This window comes from Frankia sp. CcMO1 (assembly GCF_977945845.1).
This window is the reverse complement of record NZ_CDWTMG010000089.1, coordinates 1-16,615: the sequence shown is the minus strand read 5'-3', so window position 1 is coordinate 16,615 and position 16,615 is coordinate 1. Positions and strand designations below refer to the sequence as shown.

Sequence of the window (16,615 nt, the reverse complement as noted above, 5' to 3'; positions counted from 1 at the left end):
TCTCGGCATCCTGATCGTCTGCTCAGCTGCGTTGTTCGAAAACGGAACCCGGGGGTCGTGGGCGTAGCGGAGGTAGTCGCCCCACCGGTTGATCATGCGGGTGAACAGGGCGTTGTACTTGCGTTCCAGCTTCATGGCCCGCGCCGCGGTGGCGCTCTTGCCCAGCAGCAGCGCCGATTTCAGGAGTCGCTTCTGGTGGGCCAGGGCGTCGGGATCGGCGTCGAGTCCTGATGCGGCGGCGGCATCGACGAGCTTCTTGATGCCCAGGCCTCGATGATTCACGCCGGTTCGGAATCGCGTGATCCTTGCGCGGGTGGCGGAGGTGGAGGGTCTGACGGGTCCCAGTGCGTGACGCAGTGTCCGATGTCGCTCGGGTGGGCGCCGGTTCCACGGGCCGGTGGGTTCGGGGGTTGTCGGGGCGGTGGGGCCGGGGCTCAGGCGGGGTGGAGGGCGTGGATCCGGTGCCAGGCGGTGGCGAGGTCGGTGGACCAGACCCATCCCGGGGGGATCTTGAGGATTCTGTTGCGGGCGTGGGTGGCCAGGCGGGCGGGGGCGGCGAACAGTCGGAACCGCAGGGTTTTCGGTTCGGCTTTGGCGAGGTCCCCGTCGAGGGCGATGAGTTTGAGCCAGGCGAGTAGGGAGACGGCGAGGGTGGCCAGTTGCAGCCAGGCGGCGTTGCGGTGGTAGTCCTTGCTGGGCAGGCGGGTCGCGCCGCAGGCCTTGGTGTCTTTGATGTCGTCCTCGACGTGGGCCTGGGTGCGGTGTCGGGCGTCCAGCCACTGAACTTGCCCAGTGGCGGTGTTGGTGGCGAACGCGCCGTAGCGCCAGTGCGCGTCGGAGCCGAGTTCGGCCTGCTCACCGGGTCGGCGCGGGGTGCGGCGGGCGATCACTCTCAGGTCCGCCGGCCAGCCGTCGAGCTGGTCCACTTCGGGCTGCCCGTCGGGCCCGGCCGAGTGGCGTAGCAGCCCGGTCAGGTCCGCTACCTGGGCCTGGTCCTGTCCGTCGGGGCCGACGTCGGGTGTGCCGTCGGCGCGCAGCGCGGTGGTCCAGTCCTGCTCGCGCAGCGCCTCGATCGCCGCGCGGGTGCGGGCGTCGACCGGCCAGCCGATCGAGTACTCCACCCGCCGCCCACGCCGGCCGTACCCGCCGCCGGTGGCTCGCGCGGCCTTCAACCGTGCGGTGTTGAGTTCGGTGAGGTGGTCGATCAGGGCGTGGGAGAACCCGGCGCCGTCCACGGTGACCAGCAGATCACCCCGCCACGGCGGCAGTTGAGCGATCGCCGCGTCCAGCACCGCGATGTGGTCGGCCGCGGTGAACGACCCGGCCGATCCCGGCCGCAGCATCGTCGCCAGGTTGTCCCCGACGTTGCTGCACCACGCGGTCAGCGGATGGAACCCGTAACCCTTGTAGTTCGGCTCCGCGCCGTCCTTGTCCGAAGCCGCCTCGATCACCGTCGCGTCCAACCGGACCACCACCACCGCACGACCCTGCTCAGCGTCCTGCTCAGCGTCCTGCTCAGCGGGACGGCGCAGGTCAGTGCCGGCGACGCCGACGGCGGGCAGTCCACCGTGCCGGTCGATCACCGCCGCCCATGCCTTCGCCCGCGCCCTGGCCAGTGCCCGCGCCAGCCGCCGACCCGGCAACCCGTTGGGTCCCAACCGGTCAGCCAGTTCATCCAGCGCGCGCAGCACCGTCGTATCGGAGGCTGCACCGCCGGGACCGTAGAGCTCTTCCTGCCGCGTCAGGGCCTCCACATCAGCCAGACCGGTAGCGCCGCCACCCAACGCGCAGGCGGCATCCACCAGCAGCCGACCCCGGTGCCGCAACGGGAAGAACCCCGCCCGGGCCACCACCGCGGCCAGATCCTGAGTCAGACCCAACCGGTCAGCCAGCAAACGCGGCAGCACCACCCCCGCGTGCGCCACCGTCCCAGGTCCGCCGACCTCGACCCGCAACCTGCCCGACCACGCCAGCGCGGGATCCACAACCCCACGACCACCACCGGTACGCTGCACCACGAAGGTGCTCCTTTCAAGGACCAGATACGTTTCTCGACAACTCGTATCGTCCCTGCTCAGGGGCACCTTCCCACATCCCGACACGCACCAGATACATGATCAACCGAACTGGCGTGAATAGCCCAGGCAGGAGGGCGTCGGTGGCCTGCTCGGCCAGGTCGGCGACCGTCTTGGCTGCGGTGTCCTGAACGTAGATCAACTCTCGCAGGACGTGCGCGTTGCACAGAGAGTGGGTGACATCGGTGTAGGTGTCGTACGGGGCCCACGCGTCGTGTACCGCCACGCCTTTGAACCGCGGCAGGACTTTCGCGGCGTTCATGCCCTTCATCCCGCGCTTGGGGTGCACGCTCAGCAGGACGTCGGTGCCGGTGGACGCCGAGTGCATCCACGCCAGCTTGCCTGCTGTGCGCAGTCCGGTCTCGTCGAAGTGCGCCACCGGGGCGTCGGCGATCCGGTCGGTGATGACCGGGATCACCTCCTCAGTGATGGTGGCGGCGGTCCTGGTGGTCCAGGTCGCGACCGTGGCGGGGGCGACGTCCGCCTCGAACAGGTCGCTCAACGCCGCAGCGGTACGACCCTTGGACAGGAACTGGCCGTGGAACAGGTAGACGCCCGCCCCGGCCAGGCGCGGCCCGTACTGGACCGGGGCCGCTCACCCCTACCGGCGGGCAGGCCTTGGTGACCGCCCCGCACGAGCATTCCCGGGTTACCAGGTCATGCTGGGTGACCTTCAGCCGGATGATCGGCAGGTCGAACACCTGCCGATGCTCCACCCCCACGACCGGCGCATCCATCAGGCCGGCCCCGCACCCGGCACAGGCGGGCGGCTCATGCGTCGTGGTGTGGTCGGGGATCTCGACCGGTTCCAACGTGAACCCGGCCTGCCCCTTCGGCCGGCCCGGGCCTCGCCCGGACTTACCGCGCAACGACTTCGGGGCCGGCTTGGCCAACCCGTCCGAACTCGGCGGCTTGCCGGAGTTCCTCGACGACATCGCCAACCGCGCCTCGAGCTCACCGATCCGCGCCAACGCCCGCGCCAACGCAGCCCTCAACTCAGCGTTCTCGGCCACCAACTGCTCATACGACGGCTGCGGCGCCACCCCAGACTCGGACACACGAAGATCCAAACAGGTCACGCCCCGGAACGCAAACCAGGGCACAATGCACTCTCGAACTCAAGATCCACAGGGACCTAACCAGTCACGCCTGCGTGAACGCCTCTTAGGGTGCACGCTCTTCGGCAGATCCGGTCGTCCGCTTGGGTGCGGGTGAGTGGGTCGGATGGAGTCGGTGATCTCGGAGACCTTCGCGAGTTGCTCTTGAGCTGTCGAACCTTGCAGCCGCAACCCATGGTGTGGGCGTGGAGGTGTTCTCGGCTCACGTAGCTGGTCGCGAGTGGATCGATCAGTTCCAAGGCCAGATCTCTGCGTGCTGACGATGTCGGTGGGCGTTCTGGCGGTAGCCCTGCACGCTGTTCTGCTGGGAATGCCCGGCCAGCCACTCGTAGTCGTTCGCGATCTGGATGTGCAGGCCGCGGCGGCGAGCGTCGGTCATCGGGTCGTTCACGATCCAGAGCGCGGCCACCAGCCGTGCAAGCTCGATCGAGGACCAGGCCGGGTCCGAGTGGCGCAGCAGGTCGCGGACCTGGTGGTCCGGTGAGGGCGAGGTCGTGCCCATCGCACCCGGCCGGCGTCGTGGGGCTGCGGTGACCGCGAGCAGGAGTTCGCACCACTGCTCGCAGTCGAGCCGCTCCAGGTGTTTCTCCAGGCCCGCCACGACATGGGACAGGTCACCGAGGGCCAGCGAGTAGTACAGCTCGTGCCGCTCGTCCCCGGCTTTCGCCCGCCCGGCCCGCAGCGACGTGAAGATCTTCCTCCAGGAGGTTGGGTGGGCGTCGTCCCGCTCGGCCAGCAGGAGGAGGAGCAGCCGCCGCAGCACCTGGGGTCCGGCGCCGCCGACCGGTGCCCACAGGACGTCGTCGATCTGGGCCAGCAGCCGGTCGCTGCCGGCGGTCAGCGTGGCCAGAGCACGCCGGTGCTCCACGTCGTCGGCAGCCGCGCAGGTGATCAGCTCGTCCAGCGAGTCGCGGGGAAACTCGCCGAGCAGGGCTTCGCGAAGGCGATTCGCGACCGACAGTCGCTCGGCAGCTGCGCCCGGTTCCTGCTGGGCCAGGAGCTTCCCGGGATCGTCGCGGATCGTCTCGTGTTGGGCGATCGTGGTGATCATGAGCTGGGTCGCGGCCGGGTGGCCCTCGGTCAGCTGATGAACCATGATCGGCAGCCGCGGGATGTTCCCGCTGCGCAGACCGGTGTTCGCGATCAGGTTGACGATGTCGTCCGGGCTCAGGTCCGACAGGTGATGCCGGCGGAAGCGCTGCCACCCGTTCTCCGTGTCGTCCGCACCGGCGTCCGTGATCTCCTGGGGGTCGCGGTAGGCCAGCAGGGCGCCGGTGCTGGTGACGACCGCGGTTAGCGGGTCCGGGTCGTCGCGCCGGGTGCCGCGGTTGCGGACCAGGCTGGTGACGAACTCCTGGCCCACGCGGGTGTCGCCGTTATCCATCACCAGGACGCAGTTCAGCCGCCAGTCGTCGGCGTCATTGCTGCGGAAGTGCTGCCGAAGATCGGTCAGGAAGGCGTCCCAGACGAGTTCGTCGATGGCCTGCCGGTGGTCCCCGGCAACCGGGTCATCGGCCCAGCGGTTTAGTTCGATCAGCACGTCGACCGGGTCATGGCGCAGGTCGCGGTCGCGGTGACCGAACCACCTGACCGAAGCGCCCAGCGCGATCCGGCGGACCTTTCGCCGGTGGAGGACCGTGGTCCACGCGCCGCGGGCGGCCTCGTCCGTAGCGTCGCGCAGGACGGTCCTGAGCTCGTCCGGGAGGTTGAACTGGCCCTGCAGGACGTTCACGGCCGTTCCCGCCGCCCGGCCGAGACCGGCGCGCAGGGTGTTCAGCCCGCGCTCGCTGACGAGCAGGTCGGTCACTTGCCTGCTCGCCGCCTTGTGATTGCTCAGGTCGAGCGTCTGCTGCATCACCAGTCGCGCGATCGCGAGGCGGGGAAAGCTGATCGCGTCGTACTTTGGCACGTGCCGACCGAGGGCAAACGCCACGGCCGACAGGACCTCGGGAACGTCGGAAGCCGGGCTGGCCTCGAAGTCGAGCCGCGCGTAGGGCGCCCGCTGGTCGAGTTGCCCGGCGATATGCCGCAGCAGCGCCGACTTGCCCGTCCCCCGCGCACCTTCCACCACCAGCACCGGTCGCAGCCGGCTTCGGCGCCGTCCACCGATCAGGGGCCGGTCGGTCAGGTCCCGGACCAACCTCACCGCGTCGTCCCGCCCGATCAGCAGCGTTTCGTCAGCCACAAAGATCCCCGTTCTATCGTCCCGGCGGGTCCCGCTCACTTGGTGACGTAAACACCAGCCGGCGGCGACTGGACCCGAACCCCCAGCTGGAGAACGGGAATCAGCTTGCCCAGCGGGTCCCCGGAGAGACCGTTGCGATCCTCGTAGGACAGGTCGCCGCCGGCACCCTGGATGTCGCCGAGCGAGTGGGTGTTCAAGAGCGCGCTTCTCACATCGGTACCGCTGGGCAGGGGCTGACTCTTGGCCCGGGGCGACGGGTCGGTGGCCGCGTCGTCGGTGTCATCGGTGTCGATGATGTGGGCCCCATGCGCCACCACGCGCAGGGCGTCGTATCCGACCACCGCCTGGCCGTCGGCCAGATCTCCGTCGCCGTACAGCGCTTGGTAGGCCTTGAGGAAGACGCCGAAGTGCGGGGGTGCACCCTTGCCGCTCTTCCAGGCGACGATGTCGGAGCCGGCCGACCAGATCAGGGTGATATTGGCCCGGGTCAGGGTGGCATCCTCGAGCAACCCACCGAGATCGCTGCCGCCGACCATCACGGTGACGGGGGTGCTGCTCGCGCACCCCCGTCCCTCGAGAGCCTTGGCGAACCGGCTGAGGTCATTTCTGCGGCCAGCGAATAATACCAGCGGGATCTTCTCGGTGCAGATCTTGTCCCGGATCCGGCCGAACCGGTCGGGTAGCACGCCCTTGCTGTTCACCTCGCCGTGGTAGCCCAGCGAGGAAAGTTCGAGCTGTGAACTGAACGCCTGCTTAAAGTCGGCGTGCAGGGAACGGGTGAAGATGTCCGGGTCCTGCGGGTCGTCCGAGGCCCGGTCGTACATCAAAAGCGCGGACGAGAACCGCGTGGTCCACGGCCTGAGCGCCTCGACGTAGTCGCGGTTGGCCGGTGACACCCGGAAGAACGAGGACGCCGCGGTCTGGTTGAGATCGCCTGCGGTGGTGACGGCGCCGATGGCGGGGATCTTGTACTCGGAGAGCTTCTTCGCCGCGTCCAGGGTCGACTGCACGCTGACGCCCATCCCGATGGCGGCGACCAGCGGCGACGGGTCGTCCTGCATCCTGTGCAACTGCTCGACCACCGGCTGCCAATGGACCTGGTGGCCGCCGATATTGGCCAGCACGACCCGGATCCGCACGTTGTTGGCGGCGGCGGCGTCCTCGTTGATCCACTTCTGCGCGGCGATCACACCCTGGAGTTGGTGTTTGATCTCCTTGATGTCGAGAGCGCTGGTCTTGTCCGGCGTCAGCGGGTCGAACACGGCCACGGTGACCGATCGCTGCTCACCGCGGATCGCGTTGTTCTGGTCGACGAGGTGGCGTTGCTCGGCCGCGAGTTCCGGGGCCAGCGGGTAGGAACCGTCGGTGACGCCGATGCATTCGCCGTCCATGAGGATCAGCCCGGTGGCCGGCGAACCGCAGTAGTCGGCCACCGGCTTCGCGCTTTCGCGCAGCCACAGGCTCCCGGCCAGTGTTCCGAGGGTGACCACGATGACGATGATCAATGCGGTGAGTTTCCACCGCCGGCCCTGCGCGGGAGGGGGTTCTTCGTCGAACAAGCCTGGCTTGTCCTGTCTGTCTTTCGTGCTGGTGCTGTCTTTCGCCACGTCCGCCTACCTCGTGCCCTCGCTCGGGATTCGACCACCTGTCGCTCAGTGTGATCGATCGACTACGCAATGGAGCGTAGTGAAGGCGAGGCTGATGCACGTCAGGAAGCCTGAAGATTTCCGCGCGCACATTCGCCGGCGAGGAGAGGCCCCAGGGCTCCGGGTGGGCGTCACGGATGTCGAGCGCATCGAAGCGACCGCGGTTGCCTTTCGCCAATGGGACAATCGCTGGGGCGGAGGACTGAGCAGGGCCGCAGTCACGGCCCAGCTGCAATGGGTGACCGCAACGGCCCGAACGGCGACCTTCACCACCGAAGGGCTGCGGACCCGGCTGCTGGTGGCAACGGCTGACCTCGCCATGTTGGCCGCCTGGGTGAACTACGACGTCGAGCAGCACGAAGACGCCCGCCGCCTGTGGGTGATCGCTCTCGACGCCGCCCGGACCGCGGATCGCCCCGATCTGACCGGCGCCGTCCTCAGCCAGCTGGCCCACCAGGCTCTGCACCTGGGCCGTCCAGACGAGGCGCTGAGACTGGCCCGGTTGGCCTACGCGGTCTGCACCGACCCCCGGCATCAGGCGTCCGAGCTGGCGATGACGTAGATCGCTGCGTTCGAGTCGTGGTCGCACGCACTGGCGGGGCAGGGGCAGGCGGCTGAACGCGCCCTCGGCAAGGCCGAGGAGCATTTCGCCTCGTGGAACGGCGGTCAAGCTCCGCCATGGCTCGCGTACTTCGACGGAACGAAGCTGGTGGCCCTTCAGGGTCACGCTCATCACGTCCTGGCCGACACTGACCCGGGTGCGGCGGCGACGGCCGAGGGGTTGCTACGCCGAGCCGTTCGTGAGCGTCGGCCGGAGTACGCCCGGAGCAGGACGCTCAACCGCATCGCTCTCGCCGCAACGTATTTCCAGCGCGGAGAAGACCTGGCAGAGGGCGTCGCAGTCGGGGACCTGGCCCTGGCGGAAGTGAAGACTCTGAGTTCGCCCCGCGTCGTGGCCCGGCTCCGTGCCCTGGACAGGACGACCCGGCGATACGCCGCAGAACCGGTCGTCGTCGGCTTCCGGCAGCGGCTGCGTCCAGTGATCGCTGGTGCCGGTGGCGCCTGACGACGCGCGCAAGGTGCGCTTCGATCGGGCTCTCGGGCGGGCCGCCCTAACCCTCGGCCTACGCAGCGAGGGCGCTCGCCTCGTACGCCTCCACGCGTCGGCCATCTACGCGCTGCCATCCGAAATGGTCGTGGCGCGTTTCGTGGACGCGACGGACGAGAACCGCGCGCGCGCCGACGTCGCCCTCCGGGTCACTTCCTGGCTCGCCGGCCGAGACTTTCCGACCGTGCGGCCGGCCCACCCCACCGTCGTCGTGCAGGACGACGTTCTCGTCACCCTGTGGCACTACCTCCCTCAACCTGAGCCCCGTCCCAAGCCGTCCGCGGGAGTGCTCGGCGCCCTGCTGCGCGAGCTCCACGCGCTGCCCCCTGCGCCCGAACTCCGGCTGCCTGCCGCGGACCCCCTCGGTCGCCTGCGCCGAGCTCTTGGACTGGACCGGGCTCGGGAACACCCGCTCGTGGCTCCCGACGACGTCGCATACCTCGAGGAACGCGCCGCCTGCCTCCAGGTGGAATACGACCACGTCGGCTCTCGGCTGGGCCATGGATTGATCCACAACGATGCGCACGTGGGCAATCTCCTCGTCGGTGCGGACGGTCGGACGGGTACGTGCTCGCCGACTGGGACGGGGCGGCTTGGGGCCCGCGCGAGATCGACCTGGTCCAGGAGGGCGCGCCGGGAAACCGCTACGGCCGCGGTGAGAGCGACCGTGTGGCGTTCTGCCATGCCTATGGATACGACGTGGCTGACTGGCCTACTGCGGGGTTGGACGCCGGATATGTGGCGGGTCGCCACTACACTGGCGGCTGCTCAGGACCGGGGCACCCTGCAGGGGAAACGAGGGTATGGCGGAGCGGCTGGTTGTCGATCACACGATCCTGGCCGGGTCGGCGGATGCGTTGGAGCGGATCAAGGGGGAGCTGGACCGGGCGGAGCAGCATCGTGAGGAGGTTCATGGGGTCCTCGGCTCGGGCACGTTGGCCGAGGCGATGAAGGAGTTCACCGGCAACTGGGATCGCCACCGCGGTGAGCTGGTCGAGGAGCTGGGCACGATGGTCGGCACCTTGCATTCGGCGAGCGAGACCTTCCGCCAGGCGGACCACGACCTCGGGCAGGTGCTGAAGGTCGACACGACAACGGAGGCGTCGCAGCAGCCTGCGACGCAGCGCGGGCCGCGGTGAGCCGGCCGACGGACTGGGCGCCGCTGGCGGACAGGGATCCGATCCCGGGCGACCCCGAGCGGGTCCGGGCCGAGGCGCGGCGGCTCGGCGCGGTGGCCGACGAGATCACTGGCCAGGTCGCGCAGCTCAAGCGCATCGCCGCCGCCGAGGGGCTCGAGGGCGACTACGTCCAGACCCTCACCGACGGGTCGACGAAGTTGGCCGACTCGCTGTCGAAGGTCACCGGCCGGTACCGCGAGGTCAGTGGCGCGTTGACCACCTATGTGCCTGTGCTGGAAGCCGCGCAGTCGGAGTCGCTGCGGATCCGCAAGCGTGCGCAGGACGCCGAGGCCGAGCGCGTGAAGCAGCAGAGCCTGATGAACGCCGTCGTCGTTCCGCCGGAGCCGCAACCGCTGCCGGCCGACGCGGACGCGACCCAGAAGGCCGCCGACGACAAGGCTGCGCGGGACCGCAGGGATCTCATGGAGGTCGCGGGTCGCCACAGGCGCGCCATGGAGTCCGCCGAGGACGAGATCGAGAAGGCGCGGACCGACCTGCGCAAGGTCGAAGACCAACGCGACGATGCCGCCGATGCCGCCGCCCGACGGATCAGGCAGGGCAGCGACGATGAGGTCAAGGACAGCTGGTGGGACAACGTCAAGGACTGGATTCACAAGAATTCCGGCTGGATCTCCGAGGTCACGAAGATCCTTGGCTACGTCGGCGTCGCGGCAATGGTGTTATGCCTCTTCGTCCCGGGGCTGAACGTCCTGGCTGCGGCGGGGCTCGCGCTCTCGGTCGCCAGCCTCGCCGGCCATACCGCGCTGGCCCTCAGTGGTGACGGGTCGTGGGCGGACGTCGGCCTCGACGTCCTCGCCCTGGCCACCTTCGGCGCTGGGCGGATCGCGGCCGGCGGTGTGAAGGCCGCGCAGGCGGCGGCGCGCTCTGCAGGTGCCGTGAAGGCCGGGCGGGTCGCGGCCAACGAGGCGAAGGCTTTGACGAGCGCGGCCCGGTCGGCGGCGGGGACCGCTGCGTCCCGCGGCGGGCCCGGCGCCCGCCAGGCCGCCGCGCGCCTTCGTGCCCTCCAAACGCAGATGAAGGCGGACATAGCGGCGGCGCGCACCCAGGCCCGCACGGCTTACGAGGGGGCGGACCTGTCCCCGGTGCGCCCGCTGGACCGGATCAGGGCCGGCACCGACGACGACCTGGCCAAGCTCGCCGGCGACGCGCGCCGGATCGGCGCGCAGTTCCCCAACACCGCGAAGGTCACCGACGCCGTCTCCAAGGTGACCGGTTCTGCCTACAACACCGCCCGCCTGGGCTACGGCGGCGCCGCGGTGACCGGCATCTTCAGTGCGACGATGGACGCCACCAACAGCGCGTTCAAGCCGTGGAAGAGCCTGCAGGACAAGTGGACGCACCAGGTCGGCTCGTCGTGGTGACGCGCTCGGCCCGTGCCCCGCGGCCGGGTGGGGGGCGACGACCGGCCCGCTCGATCCGGCCGACGTCGCCGGGTGGCTGGGCGCTGCTCGCGGTGAGGGGGACCGGTGTGCTGGTCGCCGTCACCTTCACCGCCACCGGGATCTGGCACACGCTCGACGCAGCGTGGTCCGCGGTCAGGTGGCCGTGGCTGTGGACGGCGTACGCCGCCGTCCCGCCTGCGGCGGTGGCCGCGATGCTCCGGTTCCCGGACGACCGCCCGGCGGACCTGTGGTTCCTCACCGGCGCGCTGGCGCTGATCACCGGTCTCGTCACCGCCGGCTACGCCCTGGTCGACGGGGGGTTCTGGCCGGCGGCGGCGCTGTCCGCGAGCGGGCTCGCGGCGGCGGTCGCAGTGGCGGTGAGGTCGTGAAGGACCTCGAGTTCGTGGACGTCGACATCGACGTCTGGGTGCGGGCCCCCTCCCCCTGGTACCTGCAGCCGGACGGCCCTTCCGACGAGGAGTGGGCCGCGCTCCTCACCGACGCCGTCTGGACCGGGGCCGACCCGGCGCCGGAGGCCGCCGACCGCGAGCGCACCCGGCGGCTGCTGCTGGCCGCCGGCAGTCGCGAGCACCCGGACCCGGCGTCCGGCTGGGCCTGGAAGTACCTGCACCTGCCGGCGCCGGACGACGAGCCGGTGCCCGCCCTCGTCGCGTTCCTGCCGCCCGACGCCCCGCGCGAGGAGGCGCTGCGCTCGCTGGTGCGTGCGGACGACCCGACCTGCGTGGAGCCGCCCATGGTCGAGGAGGTTGAGACGCCGATCGGCACCGCCCTGCGCGCCCTCGCCTACCACGTGACCGCGGACGCCGACGGCGAGGAAAGCCTGCTGGCCACCCTCTCCTACGCCTGGCGCGCGGAGGGCCCGGCCGGCGACCCGTCGGCGACCCTCGACGTCCGGCTCTGGACCGGTTACACCCCCGACCGCATGATCGCGATGGCCGACGACGTCGAGCAGCTGGCACGGTCGCTGCGCTGGGTCGACGTGCCCGGCGAGACGACGGGATGAGCGTGACGGCCCCGGTCCATCCCATCGGCGGGTACTCCCTAGTGCTCCCGCCGGGATGGCTACGGCTGCCCGCGGCCTCCGGCGCGGCGGAGCCGGTCCTGGACGAGGCACTGGACGAGGCGTTCGCCGGTTTGCCGCGCGACTCCGCGGCGCCGCTGCGCGCCGAATTGCGGCGCCGCGTGCTCGCGCTGGTAGCCGAGGCCCGGTCCTCCGGCGCGGTCGATGTCTACGTGCCGTTGCTCGGCGTCCGGGGACGGCCGTTGCCGGCGTCTGTGGTCGTCGCCGTGACGACGCTGCCGGGCCAGCTGTCCGCCGACCCCGGCACCGCCGGGAACGGCGGAACGGAGCCCGACGGTGCTGCCGTCGCCGGCCTGCTGTCGCGAGTCGCGGTGGACGGCCGCGGCGTCGTGCTGACACTGCCGGCAGGTCCGTGCGCGCGGATCGAGTCCCACGAGCCGCCCCGCGACGATAACGAGGGCCACGGCACCCGGAGAGTGGTGTTCCACCTGCCCATCCCACACGCGACGCAGCTCTGGGTGATCGTGACCTGCACGGTCGCGGACGGCCTGTCGCCGATGACCGAGGCCGTGGTCGACCTGTTCGACGCCCTGCTGAGCACCTGGCGCTGGCGAGAAGGCCTCGTCCTTTAGCCAGAAAAGAACGGTGAGTGGGCAGGCCACGACTGCGCTGAGGGTCGTCGGGCGTCTGATCCGTGTATTCGCCGAGTCGATGGCGAAAGGCGTCGGCGAGGATGTCGACTCCGGACCGGCGTGATCCGGTCAGCTGGTCCGCCCGGGCTGCGCGCGGGACCGGCGGCGCCTCCGGGTTCAGGCGCTCGCTCATGGACCAGGACGCCAAGTTCTGGGCCGAAGCGCTCGCCTTCATCCGGCAGGCCGCGGCGACGGCACCGGCCGAGGGGGCGGGTCGACAGGTTCAGCAGCCCCGTTCATCAGTCGGCTCGGCGACCACGAGGGCATGCTCTGAGATTGCCCGCCGTCGCTGGCCGTCCCGGCAGATGGACATCATCTTCTCTGGGAAGATTCGTCGGAGGCCCCTGTGCGGTTACGGATGGGGCGGGGACTAGCTAGCCGGCCGCACCTTATCCGGGGCCACGACTGAACTGCCCAGCCATACGGCCTCACGCAACTATGCGGCGCCGTGCGTCCACGGTGATCGCCTCGCCCAGTGACCTTCTTGCCCGAACCGACCGGCGCTGCTCGTCGAAGTGGGACGTGAGGAGAATGACGAGTCCCGGTGTGACAAGCATGACGAACGGTATGACCACTATGCACCATCCGCTACGATCGGGCGCCGGTGTCATGGCCAACGGGCTGGTGGACGCGGCGGAACAAGACGGGGAGCGGACGTGCTGACAGCCCGACCCAGGATGCAACGCCGAGGCCGACTCATCGCGGTGCTGGTCGCCGTCGGCCTGGCTATCGCCGCCTGCGGGGATGACGGTGACGACGCCGCCGGTCTGCCCGAAACCACGGCGACGCCTTCGGCGCCCCAGAATCCGGAGGCTGCGGTCGAGTCGGCGTACCGCAACTACGAGAAGACCCATGCCCAGCTGGCAGCGTCCGGCGACCTCGACCCGGCGAAGCTGCGGCCCTTCGCGACGGCCGCCCTCGCGCAGAAGGACGTCGAGGGTCTTGCCTTCATCTTCGATGAAGGCAACCGCATCGTGGGAGAGCCCGGCATCACGGTGACGTCAGTTGATGTCACCACCAAGAAGGCGACACTCGACGCATGCCTGGATGCGAATGACGTGGTCATGGTCGAGGCCGGCACCACACCGGGACCCGATGCCACGGGTCAGGGCAGGCGGCCGATCCGGGTCCAGCTGGTCATGGAGGACGACGGCTGGCGGGTGAGCGGCAAGAAGCCGACCGGTCCCACCTGCTGAGAACGGAGGCTCACGGGGAGAAGCATGAGGTCACGTCAACGCTCCCGGTCCTTGGTCCTGGCGACCCTCCTGGTGCTGTCAGCGGTCATCCCTGCCGGATCCGCTTCCCAGGCAGCGCCGAAGAGCTGCTGGCAGAAGGACATCTTCACCGGCGAGTTGACCTACGTCTGCGACGAGGCGGGCAGCAACGGGCCGGCGGGGCCGGTGAAGAAAGGGGGCAATCGCGGCGGGAACACGGAGCCATCGTGCGCCCTGACCCCACCGGCGACGTACTGCATGGGCGAACGTCCCTGCTTCATCAAGGACAACGTGGTGCCGTTCCTGCCGCCGAAGAGTGATCCGCCGAAACCCGACGCCGAATGGGTCGTCCGGATGTGCCTCGACGGCGGGGCGTGGGAGGGGGAAGCGATCTGGCTCGACGACGCGCTGCCGGTGGAGCCCCCGCTGACCGTTCAAGCTCAGGAGGCGGTCGGTCGTATCAAGGCACCGAAGCTGGGCATGAAGACCGATCCGCCGGTCCGCAGCATCGTGAACCTGGAAACCAGATTCACACCGACGGGCGCCGTTGAAGCGCTCGAAGGAACCTCAGCCTTCGGCCTGGTCGCCATCGCCACCCCGTCCACGTGGCACGTCGTCACCGGCGACGGCGCCGAGCTCGCCTGCGATCTGCCGGTCAAGGACCGGACCGACTGTGCTCACACGTACCGTCGGTCATCCGCCGGGCAATCGAGCCGGGACGAGACCGGGCAGCCCGCCTACGCCACGCGATCGTTCGCCACCTGGACCATCACCTACGAGGACGGTGGCGACCCGGTCGACATCCCCGGCGCGCCCCCCACGCTGACCGGACCGTCGACCACCACGTTCATCCCGGTGGCGGAGATCCAGGCTGTCGTGACTCCTCCCGGTTGAGTCCGCGCCAGACAGGAACTCTCCATGAGCGAGCCGATCATCACCCACGCCTTCGTCGCCGGTGCCGACGGCCGGCCCGGACCGGCCGGGGTGCGCGATGGGTGAGGGCACCTTCGCCGTTGATGACGGTGAGCTGCGTCGCGCGGCCGGGCTGCTGGCGTTGGCGGCCGATGAGGTCCGAGGGTGCGGGTTGCCGCAGGAGACGGAGGATCTGGCGTCGGCGCGGCACCGACACGCCCGATAGATCACGAAGTGCCGCTGCCGTATTAGGGCCGTCATGGTGCCATCCCGCAGCGTCGTGACACCGTGGTGCCGGATCGCCACCCACCGCCTATCACCAGACCCGTACCAATCGGTACGAAAGGTACCCAATAGCATCCTGCGGCATCCGGAGGTTGCGCGAGGTGACCGGACCGAAGGCCCGGCTGCGCCGTGACCGCATCACGGCAGGGGGCCTGCAGCTAAGGCTGGGCCGCGACTACCGGTGGTACCCCTACCGCCGGGTCCGTCGCGACTGGGAGCCCGCGGGAGCCCCGCACACCGACCCGGCGACCGCCCTCGACCCCCTCCGGTGACGACTCGCACCGGTGCCGCCTACTGGTTCGCAGGCTCCCGGGCCGCCGCCAGGTCGGCGAGCAGGTCGGCGAGCAGTTCCTCCTCGTGCAGTGCCCTGCCCGTCGCCCGGAAGACCGCAGCGAGCGCGGCCAGGTCCCGCGTCGGCACGGCGTCCACGACGACCAGTCCCGCCTCGTCGACGTCGGCGCGCACGGCGACCGGGCAGCCCTCCGCCGCCAGCCGACCGACGAGGTCGAGCGCGGCGTTCGACGGGACGCCGTCGGTGCAGACCCTAGGCGGGCAGGACGGCCCGAGCTCGTCGGCCGCGGCTTCCACCACGGTCACGTTCTCGCACACGAAGACGCGCCTGCGGGACGCCAGGGGACCGCGGCCCGGCGACCGACCGGAGGGTGAGCCACAGCGGCTCCCCCGCCCCGGCCGTGGGCCAGCGCGCGGCGGCACCCCCGCCGGCCAGGGACAGGTTGAGGACGAGCACGCGCGACGGCACGCCCCAGCAGTCGCGAGTGGTCCAGCGCATGCGCGTCCCCGAAGAGGGACGCCGCGAGCGCGGCGAGCGGCACGACGTGCGCTCGGTCCCGGTGTCGAGCGGTCAGCTGCCGCCACACGACCGCGACGTCGCGGGCCAGGCCGAGGAGCTCACCGGTGCCGGGACGCGGGAGGACGGCGCCGTCCGGACGGCGCGCGTCTCCCGGGACGTCCACCGGTGGGTGGCTCGGCCACCGCGGGAGCCGCCGAGCTGCGGGTCCTCCAGCAGCGGCACCGCGGCCTGCAGCACGTCACGTACCCGCGGATGCCCCAGGCCGACGGCCTCCGTCACGGCCCCGGGCTGGGCGAGCGTCTCGGCGAGCGGCGAGTCGACGAGCTCCGCCACGAACCACTCCTCGTCCTCGAGCGCCGTGACCAGGATGACGAGCAGGTCACAGGTCTCTACACCAAGGTCGAGGAGCATCTCGGGCTTCCCTTCGAGACCACAGTGCTCGGCGTGATGGTTACCGTGGGCGGCGTCGACCTGCGGGACACCGGCGACATCGTCGCCCTGTGTTCCATGGACGGATCCCGGCAGCCGATCCCACTCGACGACCTCCCGATGCCGACACCCCGCCACCGAGCGTGGAATGGGTCGAGGCCTACCGGCTCTGGGCACGACGGAACGGTCGGCGCGGTCGGTGTTGACGAAGTCTCCAACGGACGGTGTTCCGTCCTCACCACGTTCGGAAGGTAGTTGCGCTTCCAGTTGGGCGAACAGATCGTCAGTGACTCGGACGTACCGCCTCACGACGCCCGTGGCTGGCGTTTGGCGGCCTGCTCTGCATCACGCTGCACGACCTTCGGCACCAGCCGCGCACTCTGTCGGGCCACCGTTTTTGCGTATCGCGGGTCCATGCCCTCCGGCGGGTGCGCCAGGAAGTACTCATATCGCTCGTCTTCACTCAGCGCCGCCAACTCTTCCACGGTCTTGTGCTCGGCCACACGGACCTCCCTGG

General features: G+C 70.1%; 20 protein-coding genes and 2 pseudogenes. 12 read left to right on the top strand and 10 right to left on the bottom strand.

The window, feature by feature from the left end:
- From AC08OU_RS12770 to AC08OU_RS12745, 6 genes and pseudogenes are all read right to left on the bottom strand, one after another.
- Window positions 1-282, bottom strand: a 282-nt coding sequence (locus AC08OU_RS12770) for an IS66 family transposase (RefSeq protein WP_476604960.1), incomplete at its 3' end; no start/stop codon positions are given.
- A 152-nt stretch (window positions 283-434) separates the two neighbouring features.
- Complete coding sequence (locus AC08OU_RS12765) at window positions 435-2,018, bottom strand: IS1380 family transposase (RefSeq protein ID WP_476604959.1); 1,584 nt, start codon at window positions 2,016-2,018, stop codon at window positions 435-437.
- Between the two features lie 13 nt (window positions 2,019-2,031).
- A pseudogene (locus AC08OU_RS12760) lies at window positions 2,032-2,646 on the bottom strand (IS66 family transposase); the annotation flags it as partial.
- Window positions 2,647-2,905: 259 nt separating this feature from the next.
- Window positions 2,906-3,088, bottom strand: a pseudogene (locus AC08OU_RS12755) (DUF6444 domain-containing protein); the annotation flags it as partial.
- A gap of 334 nt (window positions 3,089-3,422) precedes the next feature.
- Window positions 3,423-5,378, bottom strand: a complete 1,956-nt coding sequence (locus AC08OU_RS12750; protein ID WP_476604958.1) for a hypothetical protein — start codon at window positions 5,376-5,378, stop codon at window positions 3,423-3,425.
- A gap of 35 nt (window positions 5,379-5,413) precedes the next feature.
- A complete protein-coding gene (locus tag AC08OU_RS12745) occupies window positions 5,414-6,937 on the bottom strand; it encodes an ABC transporter substrate-binding protein (RefSeq protein ID WP_476604957.1) in 1,524 nt (507 codons plus the stop codon).
- A gap of 325 nt (window positions 6,938-7,262) precedes the next feature.
- Between AC08OU_RS12745 and AC08OU_RS12740 the strand changes: the two genes are divergently transcribed.
- The 12 genes from AC08OU_RS12740 (at window position 7,263) to AC08OU_RS12685 (ending at window position 15,130) form a co-directional block, all read left to right on the top strand.
- A complete protein-coding gene (locus AC08OU_RS12740; RefSeq protein ID WP_476604956.1) occupies window positions 7,263-7,586 on the top strand; it encodes a hypothetical protein in 324 nt (107 codons plus the stop codon).
- A gap of 147 nt (window positions 7,587-7,733) precedes the next feature.
- Window positions 7,734-8,090, top strand: coding sequence for a hypothetical protein (locus tag AC08OU_RS12735; RefSeq protein WP_476604955.1), 357 nt, complete (start codon window positions 7,734-7,736; stop codon window positions 8,088-8,090).
- A 124-nt stretch (window positions 8,091-8,214) separates the two neighbouring features.
- Window positions 8,215-9,036 carry a phosphotransferase gene (locus tag AC08OU_RS12730; RefSeq protein WP_476604962.1) on the top strand — a complete coding sequence of 274 codons (822 nt, stop codon included), beginning with the start codon at window positions 8,215-8,217 and terminating at the stop codon, window positions 9,034-9,036.
- A complete protein-coding gene (locus AC08OU_RS12725) occupies window positions 8,936-9,271 on the top strand; it encodes a hypothetical protein (protein ID WP_476604963.1) in 336 nt (111 codons plus the stop codon). The genes AC08OU_RS12730 and AC08OU_RS12725 overlap by 101 nt, the downstream gene beginning before the upstream one ends.
- Complete coding sequence (locus AC08OU_RS12720) at window positions 9,268-10,692, top strand: hypothetical protein (protein ID WP_476604954.1); 1,425 nt, start codon at window positions 9,268-9,270, stop codon at window positions 10,690-10,692. The genes AC08OU_RS12725 and AC08OU_RS12720 overlap by 4 nt, the downstream gene beginning before the upstream one ends.
- Complete coding sequence (locus tag AC08OU_RS12715; protein WP_476604953.1) at window positions 10,686-11,102, top strand: hypothetical protein; 417 nt, start codon at window positions 10,686-10,688, stop codon at window positions 11,100-11,102. Before AC08OU_RS12720 ends, AC08OU_RS12715 begins: the two co-directional genes overlap by 7 nt.
- Window positions 11,099-11,737, top strand: a complete 639-nt coding sequence (locus tag AC08OU_RS12710) for a hypothetical protein (RefSeq protein WP_476604952.1) — start codon at window positions 11,099-11,101, stop codon at window positions 11,735-11,737. Before AC08OU_RS12715 ends, AC08OU_RS12710 begins: the two co-directional genes overlap by 4 nt.
- 2 nt (window positions 11,738-11,739) lie before the next feature.
- Window positions 11,740-12,387, top strand: a complete 648-nt coding sequence (locus tag AC08OU_RS12705; protein WP_476604951.1) for a hypothetical protein — start codon at window positions 11,740-11,742, stop codon at window positions 12,385-12,387.
- A 716-nt stretch (window positions 12,388-13,103) separates the two neighbouring features.
- Window positions 13,104-13,643 carry a hypothetical protein gene (locus tag AC08OU_RS12700; protein WP_476604950.1) on the top strand — a complete coding sequence of 180 codons (540 nt, stop codon included), beginning with the start codon at window positions 13,104-13,106 and terminating at the stop codon, window positions 13,641-13,643.
- A gap of 24 nt (window positions 13,644-13,667) precedes the next feature.
- Window positions 13,668-14,555: a hypothetical protein gene (locus AC08OU_RS12695; protein ID WP_476604949.1), complete on the top strand. Its 888-nt coding sequence runs from the start codon at window positions 13,668-13,670 to the stop codon at window positions 14,553-14,555.
- Between the two features lie 97 nt (window positions 14,556-14,652).
- Window positions 14,653-14,799 carry a hypothetical protein gene (locus tag AC08OU_RS12690; RefSeq protein ID WP_476604948.1) on the top strand — a complete coding sequence of 49 codons (147 nt, stop codon included), beginning with the start codon at window positions 14,653-14,655 and terminating at the stop codon, window positions 14,797-14,799.
- 160 nt (window positions 14,800-14,959) lie between these two features.
- Window positions 14,960-15,130: a hypothetical protein gene (locus AC08OU_RS12685; protein ID WP_476604947.1), complete on the top strand. Its 171-nt coding sequence runs from the start codon at window positions 14,960-14,962 to the stop codon at window positions 15,128-15,130.
- A gap of 19 nt (window positions 15,131-15,149) precedes the next feature.
- On the opposite strand, the gene AC08OU_RS12680 is transcribed toward AC08OU_RS12685, so the two are convergent.
- The 4 genes from AC08OU_RS12680 to AC08OU_RS12665 form a co-directional block, all read right to left on the bottom strand.
- Entirely contained in the window at window positions 15,150-15,491 is a 342-nt protein-coding gene (locus AC08OU_RS12680) for a DUF2399 domain-containing protein (protein ID WP_476604961.1), read from the bottom strand.
- Window positions 15,452-15,736, bottom strand: a complete 285-nt coding sequence (locus tag AC08OU_RS12675) for a TIGR02679 domain-containing protein (protein ID WP_476604946.1) — start codon at window positions 15,734-15,736, stop codon at window positions 15,452-15,454. Before AC08OU_RS12675 ends, AC08OU_RS12680 begins: the two co-directional genes overlap by 40 nt.
- Window positions 15,721-16,407, bottom strand: a complete 687-nt coding sequence (locus AC08OU_RS12670) for a hypothetical protein (RefSeq protein ID WP_476604945.1) — start codon at window positions 16,405-16,407, stop codon at window positions 15,721-15,723. The genes AC08OU_RS12675 and AC08OU_RS12670 overlap by 16 nt, the downstream gene beginning before the upstream one ends.
- On the bottom strand, window positions 16,404-16,615 hold a 212-nt coding region (locus AC08OU_RS12665), incomplete at its 5' end, for a hypothetical protein (protein WP_476604944.1). The genes AC08OU_RS12665 and AC08OU_RS12670, both read right to left, overlap by 4 nt.

Coding starts and splice junctions, on each gene's coding strand:
- AC08OU_RS12695 (WP_476604949.1), top strand. CDS start 13,668: ATGAGGTCACGTCAACGCTCCCGGTCCTTGGTCCTGGCGACCCTCCTG.
- AC08OU_RS12730 (WP_476604962.1), top strand. CDS start 8,215: ATGGTCGTGGCGCGTTTCGTGGACGCGACGGACGAGAACCGCGCGCGC.
- AC08OU_RS12725 (WP_476604963.1), top strand. CDS start 8,936: ATGGCGGAGCGGCTGGTTGTCGATCACACGATCCTGGCCGGGTCGGCG.
- AC08OU_RS12690 (WP_476604948.1), top strand. CDS start 14,653: ATGGGTGAGGGCACCTTCGCCGTTGATGACGGTGAGCTGCGTCGCGCG.